We start from the raw sequence: 18,714 nt of genomic DNA, 5'->3' as shown, positions 1-18,714 counted from the left end.
GGCGTCGCCCCCAAGTCCCTTGAGGTCTTTGGTGAAAAGCACACGAAAGGGTGATCGCTTACCCCGCCGCAATTGACGCCTTATCGGAAAGAAATGGGCGTTCTCCGGGGAGTTGCGCGCAGCACGGGTAGGGAAGCGCCGGACGGTCGTTATCGGACTCGGCTACGCATCGTCGTGAGCAGAAACGCGCAGAGCAGAGCGGTCAGCGACAACATGAGTGCACTGCCCACAGGTTGAGCGATCATCCGAAGACCGCCGGCCAGATACCGCTCGGCACCGAACGGCCACTGCACCAAGGCAAGATCACGCAGCCTCCCCGGCAGACCCGCCGCCGATCGCACAGACGGTCCCTCCAAGGCCTTCTGTACGAGGGGTACGACGACGATCGGCACCGCGACAACCGCGGCGAGTCCGGCGGCGGTCGACCGGAAGACACCGCCGGCCAGGACGCCCGCCCAGGCGCAGCCCACCACCAGGGCGACCCAACTCGAGCTAAGCGAAAGCCAGTCGGCGGGAACTTCCGTGAGGTCGTCTCCGTATACCAGGTGAAGCATCGCGGCGTCGGCGACGACGACCAGCAGGCCCAGCAGGAGCGCTGTGCCCGCCGCGACGAGCAACTTGGCACAGAGGAGCCCCAGGCGGCGCGGGACGGTGCCCCGGTCCGCGGCGAGGGCGGGGTGGCGGAACTCCTCGCCGAAGGCGAGGGCGCCGAGCAGCCCGGCGCCAAGAGCCGCGGGCGGCAAGGGGAGTTCCTGGGGCCAGGCCGCCAGCAGACGCGGCTGCGGCGTCTGCCCGCTCCTGGCGAGGTAGACGCAGACGACGACCGAGACGGCGAGCACGGCGGCCGCGGTGAGGTAGCCGGTGCCCACACCGGCGGCGCGACGCAGCTCGTAGCGAAGGGGGCGCAGCGGGCCACGGGACGGACGGACCGAGATGGGGGGTGGCAAAGGAGACATGGGGGCTTGTGATCGCGGAGAGGCCGGGGCGAGTGCGCTTTCAGCAGTGAGTGCGGTTTCAGCGGTGAGCGGGGTTTCAGTGGCGAGCGGGACGATGACCTTTGCCGTGGGCGCGGTCTCGGGCTGTGGGTCGGCCGCTGCGTCCCGAGGCGCGGTGGTCTCAGGCTGTGGTTCGGTCGCCGCGGCCCGAGCCTCCGCCGTCGGGCTCTCTCCCGAGCGCCCGCTCTTACCGCCGTCCTGGCCCTGCATCGCCGCCAGATCCGCGTCCGGATGGCCTGAATCCACCGCACCGGAGGACTCGATCGCCCGCGCGGGTTCAGTCCCGTCTTCGACCTTGGACGCCACCGAAGGCCCCGCATCGCCGATCTCGTCCGCGAGTTGGTGGACGAGGATGCCGTGCCGGAACGCCGCCTCCCCCACCTCGGCACAGTTGCTGCCGTACACCGAAAGCCTGTTGCCGTCCTCCTTCACCACCTCGATGGAGCGCTGCCCGGCGCGGGCTTCCTTGGAGAGCAACACACCGAGACGCGCCGCGTGCGGGCTGAGGACCGCGACCCTGGGGCGCAACCGGGTGCGGGCGAAATCCCCGACTTCCTGGTCGGCGACCAGACGGCCCGCCTCCAGCGTGACGACCCGGTCGGCGGTCCGTGCGGCCTCCTTCGGGTCGTCCGTGGAGAACAGAACCGTTCCGCCCTGGGCGGCGTGCGCACGCAGGATCCCGTGCAGCCACCCGCCCTCCCGGGTCGAGAGGCCGTCGGCGGGTCCGTCCAGGACGAGCGTGTGCGGGTCGGCGAGCAGCGCGCAGGCCAGCCCGAGACGACGGTCCATGCCACGCGAGAGCATGCCGAGCCGCTGGTCGCGGAGGCTCACGAGGCCGACTACTTCGAGTACGTCGTCCGCGCGCCGGACGGGCACTCCGGCGGCCGCGCAGAGCATGCGCAGCTGGCCGCGGACCGTGCGGGCCGGGTGCCCCGGGACTTCGCCCAGGAGGACGCCGACCTCGCGCGAGGGGTGGGTGATGCGGTGCAGCGGGCGGCCTCTGAAGTAGGTGACTCCACGGCCCTGTTGGAGTTCGAGCATGAGCCTCAGCGCCGTCGTCTTACCGGCGGCCCGTGCGCCGAGCAGCGCCGTGACACGGCCTGTTCGCGCCTCGAAGGACACGTCGTCGACGGCGGGCGGCAGCTCCTGGCGGGCGTTGCTTGTCAGTCCGATGGCCTGGATCATCGCTTCTCTCGCGGGACGTGAGACCGCTCGGCGGCCGGGGCTCGTCCGCCGGTTCGGGGACGGACGAACCCCGTGGGTACCACAGCAAGATAACGCGATATTTCCGTCATTTCGGGCAGGGTGTGGGCCGAGGGTGTCAACCGCTCGGCCCGGACCGGCACATGACCAGCGGGGCGACCTGCGACGCGGCCTCAGACCTCGGGACGCAGCATCGGCGGGTTGAGCAGCGTCGCGCCGCCCGCCCGGAAGAGCTGCGCGGGGCGGCCGCCCTGCCGGGTGGTCGTGCCGCCGGTGGGGACCAGGAACCCTGGCGTGCCGGTCACCTTGCGGTGGAAGTTGCGCGGGTCGAGCACGACCCCCCACACCGCCTCGTACACCCGACGCAGCTCGCCGACGGTGAACTCGGGAGGGCAGAAGGCCGTCGCCAGCGAGGAGTACTCGATCTTCGAGCGGGCTCGCTCCACGCCGTCCGCCAGGATCTGCGCGTGGTCGAAGGCGAGCGGTGCCGCCTGCTCGTCCTCGCGGCCGTATCCGCCCTGGTTGAGCAGTGCCTCGACCGGCGCCCAGCGTGCGCTGTGCGCGTCGCCGCCGGGCCGTGGGGCCGGCAGATCGGGAGCGAGCGCGAGATGGGCGACGCTGACGACCCGCATCCGAGGATCACGCTTGGGGTCGCCGTACGTGGCGAGCTGCTCCAGATGCGCCCCGTTGGCCTGGACGGGAGTGTCCGGATCGTGTGCGGACAGCCCGGTCTCCTCGGCCAGCTCCCGCGCCGCGGCCGCCGAGAGGTCCTCATCGGCACGTACGAATCCGCCGGGAAGCGCCCAACGGCCTTGGAACGGCGGCTCGCCGCGGCGTACCGCCAGGGCGCAGAGTGCGTGACGCCGCACGGTCAGCACGACCAGGTCGACGGTGACAGCGAAGGGCGGGAAGGCCGACGGGTCGTAGGGCGACATGCCGCGATCATAGTCGTCTGCCTGACGATAAACACCTCTTCCGGCATTCGATCCCAGCCGGATTCACCGAGGGCTTCTGTCTGGTCCGCGACATACCGCATGTCCTGGTTCGGCGCCGCTACACCCCCAACTGCAGCCCGTCGACCGCCTCCTCGACCATGGCGAGGCCCAGCCTGCTGACCCGTACGGAGAACGGAGCACCCGCGACACGCAGCGCCGTCAGCTCCAGCTCCCCCAGTGGTGCGCTGCGGACCGGACGCAGTGTCACCGTGCCTGCCGGTGCGTCGGGCCGGATGCCGGCCAGTGCCGTGAGGAGCTGCACCCCGGCGGCCGCGCTGACGGCTGCCGGACGGCAGGCGGCGGGGTGGGGCAGTGGGGCGCCGCCCTCGGTGCGCTGCTCCCCCGCGTACATCTCGGGAAGCCGGTGATCGAAGGCCTCGGCGGCCGTCAGCACGCCTCGCAGCAGGGAACTCGCTTCCTTCTCGTATCCCGCGGCGGCCAGTCCCCCGACGGCGACCGCCGACTCATGGACGCGAACCGCCCCACCCCGATGGCCGAACGGGTTGTACGCGACTTCCTTCGCGCCCAGGCTCCGCAGCCCCCAGCCGGAGTCCATGGCGGGCCCGCCGAGCAGTCTGGCGAGCAGTTCGGTCTGCACCTTGTCGAGGAGGCCGGGTGCGAGCCGGCCGGAACCGAGCAGGCCCGTGTCGAGGAGATGAGCCGCGCTGCCGGTGAGGAGGGGCACGGGCCGGCCGTCGGGCAGGCAGGCCGCGGCGGGTCTGCCACCCGTGCGGTCCGCCACCCAGAACTCCTCCCGGAAGGTGCCCCGCAGTCGCTCCGCCCACTGCCGCAGACCGGTGGCTCCCGCGCGGCCGTGCGCTTCGAGCAGGTCGGCACCGAGCAGCGCGGCCCGATGGGCGTGGGCCTGGGTCTCGCAGCGCCTGGGGCCGCCGGGATACGGGTCCGGCAGACATCCGCCGTCGCCGGACGCGGTGAGCAGCCAGCGCAGGCAGCGCTCGGCCGCCGGCAGCATCTCCTCCGTCTCCTGCTCGGGCAGCCCCCAGCGCCAGGCCTCCGCCAGGAGCACAGGGAAGAGCAGCGTCGCCTCGACCCCCGTGCACCAGGGCGGGAGGTGCGGCCCCGCGTCCCGCAGCGGTCCTGGGATCAGGCCCGCCCGCTGTCCCGGTCCCGTCAGTTGACGGCGGGCGAGCGTACGCAGCGTCCCCATGGCGATCCGCGTACCCAGCGGCAAGGCCATCCGGGCGGCCGCGAGCGCCTCGGCCGGGGCGAGACCGCAGCGCCATGGCGCACCCGCTGCCAGGTGGACATCGGCCGGGTGCTCCGGGTCGCGAAGCAGCAGCGCCTGCAAGTCCTGCACGGATCTTTCCAGCAGGAGCCGGGCCCTGGGGTCGTCGCCCGCGGCTCGAGCCGCGGCGAGGGAGAGCCCCGCGCCGTGCCCCACCGCCCTGACCGGTCCCGCACCCTCCGGCCGTACGCGCAGCTCCACGCTCCGGGAGCCGCCCGGCGGCAGCTCCAGCTCCCAGCGCAGCAGGCCGGCGGAGGCCAGTGCGTCCGTGGGAGCAGGATGCGCGGTGACCACGCAGTGCCCCGCCGGGGAGGACCACCGCATGCCGGAATCGTGGACGCTGGCGGGCAGTTCGGGCCCGGAGCCGCCGGACGCGATCGCACCGAGCTCCGCCAGGTCCGTGCCGAGCGCCACCTCGACGGGCAGCCTCAGGGGGCGGGTGGCCGCGCTGCGCAGGGTGATCCGTTCCGTGCCGTCGGCATGCCGGGTCCGCTCGACGACGACGTCCGGGTCCGGGCCGCCGTCCGCGGACCCGCGCAGGGTCGCGACGAAGCGCGCGCAGTCGGCCGAGACCATCCGGGCCTGCACGGCGACCGGCTCGCGCCCCGCCACCCGCACCTGGCAGCGGGAGAGCAGTCGGCGCCCCGCACGGTAGAACCCATCGAGTCCGCGGCCGGTCAACTGCCCTTGGTCGGTGGAGATCGCGAGCGCGGGCATGGCGACACAGATCAGCGCCGTATGGACGGGCGGCAGCTGTGCGAGGCTGCGCGGCACGGGAACCGGAGCCCGACCGCCGGGCAAGCGAGAGGAAGCAGACGCGGGCCGCTGAGGACCCTCTCTGCCGGAGACAGAGGACGGGGCGGGCAGAGGCATGGGGCGGCTTCTTCTGCGCTGGCTGCGCTACGGGGAGTCGGGGGTCGTACCGCGGCGCGACCCTGGTGCGGGTACCGCCACACAGGTGAACGGAACGGCCCCGCCCCAAGTCACGCCCACGGAGCGGGAAGCCACTCGTGCGGCCCCGGCCTCCCGCACGTGTCGCCCGCTCCGGCGCCCCGTGCGCCCCTGCCGGGCGGTGCCGCGCAGGCCGGCTCACCTGTCGTTCCTCGCTCCGCGCCGGAGAGTGCGGCGGCGGTTCTGCGGCCGCGTGTTCGGCCTGTCGGTGGCCCGTGCCCCACTGCCGCCCCGCGGACGTGCGGGGTGGCGGCGCCGGGGAGCGACACGCGCCGGCTCCCCCGCGGAGTCGAACGGAGCCCACGAAGTCGGCGGGACCCACGGAGTCGGCGAGAACCGGTGGTTCGGCCTGCGGCTCCGGCGCGCCCCGGTCGGTCCGCTCGCGGCGCAGACAGCGGCGGATCGGCTCCGGGTCCAGGTCTCCGGTGCAGGCGTGGTGCAGGAGTTGCGCGAAGGCGTACTCAGGGTCCGCGCACAGCGCCATGGCCAGGGCTTCCTGTCCCTCCGTGGTGTCGCCGAGGGACCAGGCGACCCAGCCCGCGAGGGACAGCGGTGCGGCGGCATGCTCTCCGTAGGCGCCCACGCAGCGTCGGGCCAGCGCCCTCCAGAGACGCAGCGCGGGGGCCCCGTCGTCGCCTTCCATCCACTGCGCCGCCTGATCGCGCACCGTGCGGTCCTGGAGGCCGAGGATCAGCGCCGCCGCCTCGTCGTGCGCGAGCAGTTCGTCGTCCTGGAGATCCGCCTCCAGCGGGCCGGTGACCGGTGGCGCGGCATCGAGACGTGCCATGATCCGGCGGGCCAGGTCGAGCGTCTCGGCAGCGACCTCGGCGTGCCCGCCCTCCTCGAGGATCCGGTGGACGATCGCCATGCCCGCCGCGTCGAGCGCCGCTTCCTGGTCCGCCGCACCGGCGGTCTCCCACGGGGTCAGCCGCGCCCGCATCTCCTGTGGTGTGGCTCCCACTTGGACACCGGCATAAGCCGTGGCCGCGGCCAGGACCGATGTGCCGGGCCGGAGCAGCGGGACGCCCTCGGGAGGGCAGCACTCCTGATTCGGACAGCAGTAGGTCCAAAAACGGCCCGTCGAGATACACACCACCTCGAACACGGGAACGTCGAGCCTGCCGCACGCGGTCCGGATCGCCTGCGCCAACGGACGCAGACGCTCCATGAGCTGCGGTCCGGACTCGGCGCCGACCGGCTCGGAGCACAGGAAGGCGACAACGCCGTCGGGCCGGGCGCCGCGCCGCTCGCAGCCACCCATCAGGCACTGCGCGAGCTGCTCCGCGATGGGCGGCCAGTCCTCCGCGCGCTCGGGAATCCCGAGCCGCACCCGCCCGCCGAACCGCCCGCGCTCGCCGTGCAGAGCGATGAGGACGACGCTCTCCTCGGGCCGGAACCCGAGCAAGTACGGCAGGGCGTCCGCGAGTTCGGCCGGGGTGCGCAGGGTGACGAGGGTCTCGTCGGCAGAGTCGGTCACGTCATGTGATTCGTTGTGGTTCGTCATGTCCCGACTCTCCCGCGGATCGCAAGATTCCGGTTTGACCTGTGGATAACTGCGATCAGGGGCACGCCAAGAGTTATCCACAGCTCGGCGGACTCGTTCGCCTAATGTCAGACCCATCGGGTTGCATGGGGGCATGGAGCACACGAGCAACGCAGACCTCCGCACAGCAGCTGACACGGTCCTCGCCCGGCTCGTCGGGGACGTGGCGGCCCCCGCCCGGCTGCGTGAGGACCAGTGGAAGGCGATCGAGGCCCTGGTCGCGGACAAGCGGCGCGCCCTGGTCGTGCAGAGAACGGGCTGGGGCAAGTCCGCCGTGTACTTCGTCGCGACCGCGCTGCTGCGGGAGCGGGGCAGCGGCCCCACGGTGATCGTCTCTCCGCTGCTCGCCCTCATGCGCAACCAGGTGGAAGCGGCGGCCCGGGCCGGCATTCACGCCCGCACCATCAACTCCTCCAACACCGAGGAGTGGGAGACCGTCCAGGCAGAGGTGGCCGCCGGTGAGGTCGACGTGCTCCTGGTCAGTCCGGAGCGGCTCAACAACCCCGACTTCCGTGACAATGTCTTGCCCAAACTCGCCGCGGCCACCGGCCTGCTCGTAGTCGACGAGGCGCACTGCATCTCCGACTGGGGCCATGACTTCCGCCCCGACTACCGCAGGCTGCGCACCATGCTCGCCGACCTGCCCCCGGACGTACCCGTCCTGGCCACCACCGCCACCGCCAACGCCCGGGTCACCGCCGATGTCGCCGACCAACTCGGCACCGGGAGCGGCACGGACGCGCTCGTCCTCCGCGGGCCCTTGGACCGAGAGAGCCTCAGTCTCAGCGTCCTGCACCTGCCCAACGCCGCCCACCGACTGGCCTGGCTCGCCGACCACCTGAGTGAGCTGCCGGGCTCCGGAATCATCTACACCCTCACCGTGGCCGCCGCCGAGGAGGTCACCGCGTTCCTGCGCACGCGCGGGCACACCGTCTCCTCGTACACGGGCAAGACCGAGAACGCCGACCGGCAGCAGGCCGAGGAAGACCTGCTCGCCAATCGCGTCAAGGCACTCGTCGCCACCTCCGCCCTCGGCATGGGCTTCGACAAGCCCGACCTCGGCTTCGTCGTCCACCTCGGCTCCCCCTCCTCCCCCATCGCCTACTACCAGCAGGTGGGCCGAGCGGGCCGCGGCGTCGAACACGCGGAGGTGCTGCTGCTTCCGGGCAAGGAGGACGAAGCGATCTGGGCGTACTTCGCCTCTCTCGCCTTCCCCTCGGAAGAGCTGGTACGGCGCACCCTCGACGTACTGGCTCAGGCGGACAGACCACTCTCGCTTCCCGCACTCGAACCCCTTGTCGAGCTGCGACGTTCTCGCCTGGAGTCCATGCTCAAGGTGCTCGATGTGGATGGCGCCGTCCGGCGAGTCAAGGGCGGTTGGACCTCGACCGGCCAGCCTTGGGCATACGACGCCGACCGGTACGCCTGGGTCGCCCGGCAGCGGGAGGCCGAGCAGCAGGCCATGCGCGAGTACGGCAGCACGACCGGCTGCCGGATGGAATTCCTGCAGCGGCAGCTCGACGACGAGGGAGCGGCGCCCTGCGGCCGCTGCGACAACTGCGCGGGCCCGCGTTTCACCGACGCCGCCTCGGAGACAGCCCTTGTCGCGGCGCGCGGCGAGCTTGGCCGAGCAGGAGTCGAAGTGGAGCCACGTCGTATGTGGCCCACCGGCCTCGCCGCGGTCGGCATGAGCCTCAAGGGCCGCATTCCCGCAGGCGAACAGGCAGCACCTGGGCGGGCCCTGGGACGGCTCTCCGACATCGGCTGGGGCAATCGGCTCCGCCCCATGCTCGCCCCCCAAGCCCCCGACGGGCCCGCGCCCGACGACATCGTGAAGGCCGTGGTGGACGTGCTCGCCGACTGGGCCAAGGGACCCGGTGGCTGGGCGTCCGGCGGCCCGGACGCGGCCGCGCGGCCGGCCGGGGTCGTCACCATGGCCTCGCACACCCGACCGCAGCTCGTCCAGTCCCTGGGGGCCCGCATCGCCGAGATCGGCCGCATGCCGCTCCTCGGATCCATCGAGTACGCCGCCGGGGCCACCACCGCGCGGATGCCCAGGAGCAACAGCGCACAGCGCCTGCACGCCCTGGACGGGCTGCTCGTCGTGCCCCCGGCCCTCAGCGACGCGCTGCGCACCGCAGGCGGCCCTGTCCTGCTCGTCGACGACGCGACGGAGACGGGCTGGACGCTCGCGGTCGCCGCCCGGCTGCTGCGCCGAGACGGCGCCGAAGGAGTGCTGCCGCTGGTCCTCGCCGTACAAGGCTGACCCTCCTGGACAGGCGCGGGCCCCATTGGCGGGACGTGAGGCACCCCCGCCGAACGCCATTCGCCGCTCGGGGACCCGCGCCCCGGCGACCCGGCCCGCGCTGGAACCCTGGTCGAGCTGCGCCGGTCATGTCTCGACGGCGGCTGGATCTCCACCGGGATGCCGTGGGCGTACGACACCGAGCGGTACGCCTGGGTCGCCAGGCAGCGGCAGACCGAGCAGCAGTACGCCACGGCTCCCGGCCGCCGGATGGAGTTCCCACGGCGGCTTTCGGACATCGGCTGAGGCAACCGGCTGCGGCCGATGCGCGCACCGGGCCCCGACGGACCCGTGCCCGAAGACGATCGCGGAGATCGGCCGCCTTAAGCCCCTCGGCTCCATCAAGTACACGCCCCTGGCCGCAGCCGCCCGGATCCTCCGGCAAGCCGAAGCCAAGGGGATGTTGCCGCTGGTCCTAGCCGTGCAGGGCTGACGTACGCGTCAACGCGGGCACCCTGGGCAGGGATATACACGGCGCATCGTCAGATACCGGCCGCCGGGCCCAATTGCTCGTTGCCGCAAGCCAGTACGACGGGAAGAATTGGCACCGCTCCCCGCGCGGCTCCCCGTGCCCCCGGTAGGGCTGTGCCGCGGTGCGCTCTCCCAGTCCGATCCCGCCCTCTGGGCGCGTAGCCGAAGGGAGGACCGTGACCTTCGGATTCGCTCCGTCCGCTGCGGCATCGATGTCGGAATCCTCGACGTCGGCTGAGATGTCCGCCGATTCCGCCAACCGACTGGCACGGATGCTCGAGCCCGCGGAGTGGTCAGCCGCGGGAATCCCCCTGCTGCGCAATCCGCGTGAGGTCGTGAGCGGCCTGCACGCCCGGCACCGTCCGACGCCCACGACAGCCGTCGTCGCCGTCCTCGATCCGGAGGAACGGCTCCGGGCGAGCGCCTCGTTCACCCGGCGGGCGAGCGCGGCGGACGGCTGGGTGTTCCGTAACTCGCTGCTCGCGCAGTTGCGGCGGGTCATCCCGCACGACCTGCGGCGCCGTACCCCCGTGCGCACCGCCGTCCTGCTCTACTGCCGTGACGGTGAAGCGCGTTGGACGCAGGAGGACGGTGCGTGGATGTGGGGGCTGCGGGACGCCTGCACGCTGCACGGGCTGCGGTGCGGCGCCTACATCACCCTGACCCGTGACGGCTGGCAGGTGCTCGGCGAGGGCCGCGGCGGCCGTCGGCCGAGTTCCGGTTCACGCCCTGAGGCCTTCCTCGAGACCGCAGAGACCGAACCGCCACCGCCGCGCACCGGCGGCGCGGCATCGGACGTACTGCGCCGTGCGGCGGCGCGCTGAGACGCCCTCCGCACCACCGTCACCGGGCCGGTCGCGGCACGACCGACCGACGCGCATCGCCGTATGCATCGCGCGGGGCGCGACGCACACGGCGTCCGGTTCATCCGGCCGCGTCGCGGACGGCGGACGCCCGACCACAGGGGTCGGTCGTCAGACGCCCGCGCCCAGCATGGCGTTGATCCGCTGCGGGTCGCCGCACACGATCAGCAGGGCACCGGCCCGGGTGAGGGCCGTCGGCAGCGCGCCGACCGCGGTCTCCTCGCTGCCGCCGTTGATGGCGACGACGACCACGGGACGGGACGCGGCACGCCCCAGGGCGGCGGCGTCGGCGTAGAAGACGTCGTCGCCCGCGTCGTGCTGGGCCCAGTAGGAGGCCTCGCCGAACGACAGCTCGTGGGTGGCCCACGGGTGCGGGTCGCCGGTGGTGATCACCAGGACCTCACCCGGAGCGCGCCCCGAGTCGAGCAGCAGGTCGACGGCTTCCTCGGCGGCGTCGAGCGCCCCCTCGGCCGAAGCGGGGATGAGCTGGATCTGCGGAACCGAAGCAGCGGCACCCGCCTGGGCGGAGGCAGCGGCGGACGGTCCGGAAGCAGCCGGGGCGGACGGCCCGGGCTTGACGGCCGGCTCGCGCGGCGTGCGCTGCGCCGGCGGCGTCGGCCGGGCGGGACCCGGTCGGCCTGGACGCGGCGGAGCCGCGGGACGCGGGCCGGGTACGGGGCGGGGGGTCGGCGTGGTGCGGCCACTGGCCGGGGTCACGCGGGGACCCTGGGCACTCTCGTGAATCTGAGGCTCCTCGGGAATGAGAGGCATGCGATGTTGTCTATCAAACGCCGATGCGAGTCGCGTCGGCGGGTGGCACATGAGTGCGAGTGAAGCTGCCGGAGACGTCAGAATTCGAAGCCGAGCTGGCCCTCGATTTCCGGAACGTTTCCATCCGCCCAGCTGCGGGCCTTCTTGAGGTGCCGCCACTGGGGCAGCGCATCAAGATACGCCCACGACATCCGGTGGTACGGGGTGGGCCCCCGCTCCGCCAGCGCGGCCTTGTGCACCGGCGACGGATAGCCGGCGTTGGCCGCAAAACCGAAGTCTGCATGTTCGATACCCAGTTCGGCCATCATTTTGTCGCGCCGAACCTTGGCGATCACCGACGCGGCGGCGACGGCCACACAGGACTGGTCGCCCTTGATCACCGTACGAACCCGCCAGGGAGCCCCGAGGTAGTCGTGCTTCCCGTCGAGGATGACCGCGTCCGGCCGCACCGGCAGCCCTTCCAGGGCGCGCACGGCGGCGAGCCGCAGCGCGGCCGTCATCCCCAGTTCGTCGATCTCCTCGGGCGAGGAGTGCCCCAGGGCGTACGCCGTGACCCAGCCCTCCAGCTCGTCGGCGAGCGTGGTGCGCCGCTTGGGGCTGATCAGCTTGGAATCGGTGAGTCCTTCGGGCGGCCTGCGCAGTCCCGTGACCGCCGCACAGACGGTCACCGGGCCCGCCCACGCGCCGCGCCCGACTTCGTCGACTCCGGCAACGATCTTCGCTCCGGTCGTGGCGCGAAGGGAGCGCTCGACGGTGTGGGTGGGTGGTTCGTACGGCATGGCGCCCTCAGCCTACGCCGCCGGACGCCGCCCGCGACACCCAGCCCTACCGACGCAACAGCGGAACCATGACCCGGTCGATCAGCTCGGCCAATTCGTCGTCGTGCCATTCACTGCCGCACACCTTGGAGCGATACATCATCATCGCCGGAATGACATCGCACACGTAAGGGTCCATGACCTCGGCACGCACCTCGTCGCGCTCGACCCCTCGGCGTACGACCTGCTTGATCAGCTCCGCACTCGGCTCGATGACGCCATCGACGATCACGTCGTGAAAACGCTCGGCCGACGCCGCGTCGCACTCGTGAAGCACCGCGCGCAGCGCGAATCCGGGACGCGAGAACATCGCGTCCCGGATCAGCCTGCACAGCTGCAGGAGATCCTCCCGGACGCTCCCGCAGTCCGGCGCCGAGTCGAGATGCGGCAGCGCGGCCTGCAGCGCGTCCACGACAAGGTCTTCCTTGGAGGGCCAGCGGCGGTACACCGCGGCCTTGCCGGTCTGCGCACCGGCGGCCACGCCCTCCATCGTCAGGCCGTTCCAGCCGACCGTACTGAGCTGCTCCAGCGCGGCATCGAGGATCGCCTGTTCGAGCACGGGACCCCGACGACGCTGGGAGGGCGTCTGAGCGGAAGCCGCCCTCCAGCGCGAAGTAGTCATCAATTTCTCTCCGTTGAACGTTCAAGGCAGTGTCAGTGAACGGTTGCGTTCACTGATGGGGAGTCACTACCGTTTGACGCGACAGTGAACGGGATCGTTCACTAACGCACTTGTGGGGGACCCATAGTGACAACCTCTCAGTTAAGCCAAGATCAGAAACCTGGTGCCGCCCGTCGCGAAGGCCGGCCCGGCATCGCCCTCACCGTCATCGCGGCCTGCCAACTCATGGTGGTACTCGACGCGACGATTGTGAACATCGCGCTGCCGCACATTCAGGACGCGCTCAAATTCTCGACCACGGACCTCACTTGGGTCGTCAGCGCCTACACCCTCACCTTCGGTGGCCTACTGCTTCTCGGTGGCCGCGCGGGTGACATCCTCGGTCGCCGCCGGGTCTTCATGACCGGCATCCTGGTCTTCACCCTCGCCTCGCTCCTCGGCGGATTCGCCCAGGAACCATGGCAGTTGCTGGTCGCGCGCGCTTTGCAGGGCGTGGGTGGCGCGATCGCGTCGCCCACCTCGCTGGCCCTGATCACCACGACGTTCCCCGAGGGCCCCGAACGGAACCGGGCGTTCGGTGTCTTCGCGGCCGTCTCTGCGGGCGGCGGCGCCGTCGGTCTGCTCGCGGGCGGCATGCTCACGGAGTGGCTCGACTGGCGCTGGGTGCTGTTCGTGAACGTACCCATCGGCATACTGATCGCCTTCCTCACCCCGCTGTACATCAGCGAGTCCGAGCGCCATCCCGGCCGCTTCGACATCGCCGGCGCGCTCACGTCGACGCTCGGCATGGCCTCCTTGGTCTACGGATTCATCCGGGCGTCCGAGGAGGGCTGGCGCGACAGCCTCACTCTGGGTTCGTTCGGCGCGGCCGTAGTGCTGCTTGTAGCGTTCGCGCTGGTCGAGAGCAGGGCGAAGGAACCGATCACTCCGCTGAGGATGTTCGCCGACCGCAACCGCTCGGGCACTTACGTGATCATGCTGAGCCTGGCCGCGGCGATGTTCGGGATGTTCTTCTTCATCGTGCTCTTCGTCCAGAACGTCCTGGGCTACACGCCGATCGAAGCGGGCCTGGCGTTCCTGCCGGTCATGGTCGCGATCGTGGCGGGCGCGGGGATCTCCCAGTGGCTGCTTCCGGTCCTCGGCCCCAAGCCGTTCATGGTGACCGGCTCGGCGCTCGTAGCGCTGGGGCTCGGCTGGCAGACCTTCATCAGCCCGGACAGTTCGTATCTGGGCGGCGTGCTCGGACCGATGCTGGTGTTCGGCTTCGGCATGGGCCTGAACTTCGTGACCCTGACACTGACCGCTGTCTCCGGAGTGGCCCAGCACGAGGCGGGCGCCGCTTCGGGGCTGCTCAACGCGACCCAGCAGGTGGGTGGTTCGCTCGGCCTCTCCATCCTGACGACGGTCTTCGGGACGGCGAGCCGGGACGAGGGCAAGGAGCAGATGGCGGACTTCATGGCGAACGCGTCACCCCAGGAGAAGGCCGCCTTCGCCAAGTCCGGTGAGCTGCCGGCGCCCTGGGGACACGAAGTGCTGTCTCAAGGGATCTCGACGGCGTTCCTTCCTGCGGTCGCGATGGCCGTACTCGCCCTGGTCACGGCTGTGTTGGTGATCCGGGTACGGAAGAGCGACCTGGAGGCCCTGGCCGGTACGGCCTCGGCCGCTGGGCCGGCCGGCGGCTGACCGCGACGGGTGCCGGGCCGCGAGGGGGCGGCCCGGCATCCGCTCGTGAACGGCCGCTGCCGAGCCCCTCACGGACGGCGCAGACGTCCCGTACGTCAGCGGTACGAGGTTTCCTGCCCGACCTGCTCGCAGGCCCGCCCAGCAGCCTTTGGAGGGCTGTCCTCGAGGATCTGCCGGGCCCTCGACTCCCCCAGGCTGGTGGCGTACCAGGGGTCGCGCTCGGCCCCCAGTCCGTCTGCGATGCCCTCCAGGGCACAAGAGCGCATCGGCTCCGGAAGCGCGTCGACGGCGGGAGCGGCGTCGGCGGACAGCCCGCGCGCGTACTCCAGGTCGAACTTCCCTGTCTCCTGGTAGCGCTGGACGTTGCGCTCGGCGATGAGCCCATCGGGCGAAAGCAGTCCGAACGCCAGCACACCGGCCGCGGCACTGGCGGCGACCGCCCGCGGCAGCCAAGAGGTGCCCCATACTCCGGCCGCCATGATCAGCACGATCACCAGACCGAGCCAGAGCTCCATGCCCACGACCGAGACCCGCAGCCTGGTCAGACCGTAGGCGTCCACGTACATGTCCATCCGCCGCACCGCCGACGCCACCACGACGAGCGTGAGGCCACAGAGCGTGCCGAGGACGGCCCGTACGAGCGTGCGGTCACCGTCCCCGTCACGCGGCGCCCAGCGCAGGGCGACGACGATGACGGCCAGGGTGAGCAGCGTGGCGATCAGCAGCTGCCAGAAGCCCTGGCGCGCGTACTGCGAGTAGGAGAGATCGGTCTTCTCCAGTACGGCGTCGTACCCACCGAAGAGCACGGCCAGCTGCACCACGTTGAACACCGCGAACAGCAGGTTGAGCACGATCAGCGGCAGCGCCCACTCGACGCGGCTTCGCGCCCGGCCGGGGCCCACGACGAGCCGGTCCCAGCGCACCGGCGCGGCGGCGGTGTGCGCCACCGCGAGCGCACCGACCACACCGATGGCGAGCAGCAGCACACGCCACGGCCCTCCGGAGAGGGACGCGTCGGGGATCAGGTCGCCAAGGAGCCCCGCGAAGGCCGCGTCAGCCCCGGCGAACAGGGCGCCGAAGACCAGCAGCAGTACGGCGGTCGCCGCGACCGCACGCAGTACGGGTCCGCTCCGGGAACCGCCCGAGCGCTCCCGTAGCCCCCGCCAGCCCCAGCGCACGCCGGTGAGGACGCCGTCGAAGATGCCGAGCGGGGCGAGCAGTACGCCGGGCCAGGTGCGGCTGCCGTGCAGGGCGAGCGAGCCGAGCGCCACGGCGGAGACGATCGCGAGGAACGAGGGCCAGCCCGCGTCCCGCAGCGCGGGCACGATCAGCAGCGCGAGTCCGCCGATCGCCCAGGTCAGCGTCCAGGGGCGCGGGCTGCGGCCCGCTCGCTGCGCCGCGAAGTAGGCGCCGAGCGCGGCCGGGACGGCGATGATCAGCAGATTGAGCGCGAGGCCGTCGCCCAGCAGCAGCATGCTCAGGAGGCCGGTGGCCAGCGCCGCGCAGAGCGTGGCCGTGCGGACCGGAGCGGGCGGGTCGGACCGCAGATCGGCGAGCAGCGGCTCGTGCCGGGCCGCCGGATAGGCCCAGTCGGGGTGCGGCTGCGGGGCTTGGGGGCTCTGCGCATGCCCGGTGCCGCCGGCGTCCGCGGTCCTCGGTGCGGGCACGGCGTCTTCGGGGACGTCGTCCCGTTCACGGACGTCGCCTCTCGCTCCGCTGTCGCTGCTGGCGGACGGATCTTCCTGGGGCTCTCCCTCTTGATCCTCCGTACCTGAGGATTCAGGCATGGACGGTGACGGTGCATCGGACACGGGACCCCCTCCCGGCCGGTCCGCACGCGCAGCAGACGGCACACCTACGTGGCGGGGCTGCCGGCGACCGGCATCTCGTTGAGGACGCACAAGCCAAGATCAACTTGCGGCCTGCCTTCAGCGTAGCGGCGCGGCCGATCACCGCTCCCAGGCCGGTCACGCTGTGGCCTGACCGTGACACTGGCCCAGAAAGCCACCTCTACGTAGAGCCCATCTACGTACGGCAAAGCCCTCGAAAGCCCTGAAGTCAGCCCGCCCCGACCGGCATCCAGCCGGGCAGCGCCTCGGTCCGCTCCAGCCACTCGTCGGGCGGCGCCCCGCCCTCTCCGGAGGCGATGACCCCGCCCACGATGGCGCACGTCGTATCCATGTCGCCGCCCACCTGGGCGGTGGCCCAGAAGGCCTGCTCATAGCGGCCCAGGCCGCGAGCCGCCGACCACAGGGCGAACGGCACCGTGTCGTGGGCGGTCGTACGGCGGCCACAGCCGAGGACCGCGGCGACCGTGGCCGCGTCCCCGTAGTCGAGCATGTCCCTCGCCCGGCGCAGCCCCGCACCCACGGCGCTGCGCGGCACCAGGTCGATGACGCCGTCGAGCAGCGCCTTCGGCGCGGGCGGCCCCGCGGGATGGGCCATCAGTGCCGCGGCGGCGGCCACCGCCATGGCTCCCACGACGGCCTCGCGGTGCTGATGCGTGGGGTACGCGGAGATCTCCGCCTGATGCGTCGCCTGCTCCGGGTCGTCGGCGTACCAGGCACCGAGCGGCGCGATCCGCATGGCCGCGCCGTTCCCCCAGGAGCCCTGCCCCTTGAACAGCGCGGAGGCCAGCTCACGCCAGTCCCCGCCCTCACGGACCTGCCTGAGCAGCCGGTTCACGGCCGGGCCGTAGCCACGGTCGAAATCGTGGTGCTCGGCGAAGGAAAGGGCGAGCGCGTCCTGATCGATGCGGTCGTGCTCCAGGAGGATGGCGAGAACGGAACAGGCCATCTCGGTGTCGTCGGTCCACTGCCAGGGGCTGGCGGGTGCTTCCCGGCGCTTGAGCAGCGGATAGTTCGCGGGCACGAAGAACTGAGAGCCCAGCGCGTCCCCCACCGCCAGTCCACGCAGGCTGGCCAGAGCGCGGGCCAGGCGCCGGTCGGGAGAGGAGTCAGCGGTCATCGCCCTGCCACTCTAACCGGTGACGCCGTACGGCTCAGGCTCGCGCCAGCGTTCGAATGGCTGGTTCAGGGTGTACTTGCCGTCCTCTCCGAGCAGCAGCGTCCGCATCTCGCCGTTCCCGGGGTTGGACAGTGACTCGAATTCCGCCACCGACCAGTGGAACCAGCGCATGCAGAACAGCCGCATGGTCAGGCCGTGCGTGACAAGCAGGACGTTCGGCGGGTGGTCCGGGGCCTCGAAGCTCCGGTAGAGGCTCTCCAGGAACGCGCCCACCCGGTCGTACACATCGGCCCCCGACTCGCCCTGCGCGAAGCGGTAGAAGAAGTGGCCGTACGCGTCGCGGTACGCCTTCTGGAGCCGGACGTCGTCCCGGTCCTGCCAGTTCCCCCAGTCCTGCTCCCGCAGCCTCGGCTCCTCGCGCACGCGCACGAGATCGGGGTCCAGGCGCAGCGCCCGGAAGGTCTCATGGGTGCGGCGGTAGGGCGAGACGTACACGCTCACCCGCTCGCGGCCGACCGCTTCGCGCAGCTGTTCGCCGGTCTCCGCCGCCTGGTGCCACCCCTTCTCGGTGAGCGCGAGGGCGTGGTCGGGCTCACGCTCGTACACGGTGTCGTCGGCATTTCCTGCCGACTCGCCGTGCCGGACGAGGAAGATGCGCCGCGGGCGTGCCATACGGAAACCCTAGATCGGCCCTTCCCGGCCGGCTCAACCGGTCGGCCGGGCGGGCTCCATCCGGGCGTATGCGGCCCGCGGGGAGCCTCCACGGCGCTGCTGCGGTGTCAGACCGTCCACGACGGCTCCAGCTCCACGATGTCACCCGCGAGCGCCGCGACATCTGCGTCCGTCTGCGCGCGCAGGGAGAGGCGCTCCACCCGTTCCCTGCGGTACTTGCCGTGCTCGGCGGCCGACTGCCACATGGAAAGAATGAGGAACTCATGTCCGGGCGCCTCTCCGAAGAGCCCGCGCAGCATCCCGGGCGAGCCCGCCATCGCCGGGTTCCAGACCTTCTCCTGCATCAGCGCGAAGTGCTCCACGCGCGCCTCACGGACCCTGCAGTGCGCCACCCGCACCACGTCCGCGTCCGTGAAGCGCGGCTCGAACCCCGTCTTCACGTCGAAGCGGTGGTCGAAGAGCTTGACCTGGATGTCCTTGAAGGTGCCTGCCTGTGCGGTCGCGAGCCGGTCATGGGAGCGCGCCATGAAGGAGTCGTAGAAGGCCCGGCTCTCCCAGAAGGCGAAGATATGGGCCACGCCCGGCCGTCCCCGGCTCCACCCCCCGCCC

Annotated in this window: 13 protein-coding genes and 2 pseudogenes; 4 read left to right on the top strand and 11 right to left on the bottom strand. The window is 71.7% G+C overall.

Annotated elements, in window-relative coordinates; all coding sequences use genetic code 11:
* Positions 1 to 149: 149 nt before the first annotated feature.
* From E2651_RS10385 to E2651_RS10370, 4 genes and pseudogenes are all read right to left on the bottom strand, one after another.
* The gene (locus E2651_RS10385; protein ID WP_135330767.1) at positions 150 to 2,180 is read right to left on the bottom strand and encodes an ATP-binding cassette domain-containing protein; all 2,031 of its coding nucleotides are present in this window, start codon (positions 2,178 to 2,180) and stop codon (positions 150 to 152) included.
* Positions 2,181 to 2,371: 191 nt separating this feature from the next.
* Positions 2,372 to 3,133: an NUDIX domain-containing protein gene (locus E2651_RS10380; RefSeq protein WP_135330766.1), complete on the bottom strand. Its 762-nt coding sequence runs from the start codon at positions 3,131 to 3,133 to the stop codon at positions 2,372 to 2,374.
* Positions 3,134 to 3,251: 118 nt separating this feature from the next.
* On the bottom strand, positions 3,252 to 5,156 hold the full coding sequence (locus E2651_RS10375; RefSeq protein WP_245238724.1) for a glycogen debranching N-terminal domain-containing protein: 1,905 nt from the start codon (positions 5,154 to 5,156) through the stop codon (positions 3,252 to 3,254).
* Between the two features lie 601 nt (positions 5,157 to 5,757).
* Positions 5,758 to 6,894 (bottom strand): annotated as a pseudogene (locus tag E2651_RS10370) (DUF4192 domain-containing protein); the annotation flags it as partial.
* Between the two features lie 133 nt (positions 6,895 to 7,027).
* Between E2651_RS10370 and E2651_RS10365 the strand changes: the two are divergent.
* The 3 genes and pseudogenes from E2651_RS10365 to E2651_RS10355 all read left to right on the top strand — a co-directional run bounded on the left by E2651_RS10365 (position 7,028) and on the right by E2651_RS10355 (position 10,533).
* Positions 7,028 to 9,199 (top strand): RecQ family ATP-dependent DNA helicase, encoded by a 2,172-nt coding sequence (locus E2651_RS10365; protein ID WP_135330764.1) that lies wholly within the window; start codon positions 7,028 to 7,030, stop codon positions 9,197 to 9,199.
* A gap of 82 nt (positions 9,200 to 9,281) precedes the next feature.
* Positions 9,282 to 9,506 (top strand): annotated as a pseudogene (locus E2651_RS45195) (recombinase RecQ); the annotation flags it as partial.
* A gap of 379 nt (positions 9,507 to 9,885) precedes the next feature.
* Entirely contained in the window at positions 9,886 to 10,533 is a 648-nt protein-coding gene (locus E2651_RS10355; RefSeq protein WP_135330763.1) for a hypothetical protein, read from the top strand.
* Positions 10,534 to 10,683: 150 nt separating this feature from the next.
* Here E2651_RS10355 and E2651_RS10350 read toward each other — a convergent pair whose 3' ends face one another.
* From E2651_RS10350 to E2651_RS10340, 3 genes are all read right to left on the bottom strand, one after another.
* Positions 10,684 to 11,343 carry a hypothetical protein gene (locus E2651_RS10350; RefSeq protein ID WP_135330762.1) on the bottom strand — a complete coding sequence of 220 codons (660 nt, stop codon included), beginning with the start codon at positions 11,341 to 11,343 and terminating at the stop codon, positions 10,684 to 10,686.
* A 77-nt stretch (positions 11,344 to 11,420) separates the two neighbouring features.
* The gene (locus E2651_RS10345; protein WP_135330761.1) at positions 11,421 to 12,122 is read right to left on the bottom strand and encodes a ribonuclease HII; all 702 of its coding nucleotides are present in this window, start codon (positions 12,120 to 12,122) and stop codon (positions 11,421 to 11,423) included.
* A 46-nt stretch (positions 12,123 to 12,168) separates the two neighbouring features.
* Entirely contained in the window at positions 12,169 to 12,783 is a 615-nt protein-coding gene (locus E2651_RS10340) for a TetR/AcrR family transcriptional regulator (RefSeq protein WP_135330760.1), read from the bottom strand.
* Between the two features lie 126 nt (positions 12,784 to 12,909).
* On the opposite strand from E2651_RS10340, the gene E2651_RS10335 reads away from it, so the two are divergent.
* Complete coding sequence (locus E2651_RS10335; protein WP_135330759.1) at positions 12,910 to 14,466, top strand: MFS transporter; 1,557 nt, start codon at positions 12,910 to 12,912, stop codon at positions 14,464 to 14,466.
* A gap of 95 nt (positions 14,467 to 14,561) precedes the next feature.
* Here E2651_RS10335 and E2651_RS10330 read toward each other — a convergent pair whose 3' ends face one another.
* From E2651_RS10330 to E2651_RS10315, 4 genes are all read right to left on the bottom strand, one after another.
* Positions 14,562 to 16,253 carry a DUF4173 domain-containing protein gene (locus E2651_RS10330; protein WP_135330758.1) on the bottom strand — a complete coding sequence of 564 codons (1,692 nt, stop codon included), beginning with the start codon at positions 16,251 to 16,253 and terminating at the stop codon, positions 14,562 to 14,564.
* Between the two features lie 271 nt (positions 16,254 to 16,524).
* Positions 16,525 to 17,433 (bottom strand): ADP-ribosylglycohydrolase family protein, encoded by a 909-nt coding sequence (locus E2651_RS10325; RefSeq protein WP_135330757.1) that lies wholly within the window; start codon positions 17,431 to 17,433, stop codon positions 16,525 to 16,527.
* Positions 17,434 to 17,445: 12 nt separating this feature from the next.
* Positions 17,446 to 18,105 carry a histidine phosphatase family protein gene (locus E2651_RS10320; RefSeq protein WP_135330756.1) on the bottom strand — a complete coding sequence of 220 codons (660 nt, stop codon included), beginning with the start codon at positions 18,103 to 18,105 and terminating at the stop codon, positions 17,446 to 17,448.
* A 107-nt stretch (positions 18,106 to 18,212) separates the two neighbouring features.
* On the bottom strand, positions 18,213 to 18,714 hold a 502-nt coding region (locus tag E2651_RS10315), incomplete at its 5' end, for a DUF4937 domain-containing protein (protein WP_245238722.1).

The organism is Streptomyces sp. MZ04 (assembly GCF_004684775.1).
Taxonomy (GTDB): Bacteria; Actinomycetota; Actinomycetes; order Streptomycetales; family Streptomycetaceae; genus Streptomyces.
The sequence above is the reverse complement of the archived record's forward strand: the minus strand, read 5'-3'. Positions and strand labels throughout refer to the sequence as shown.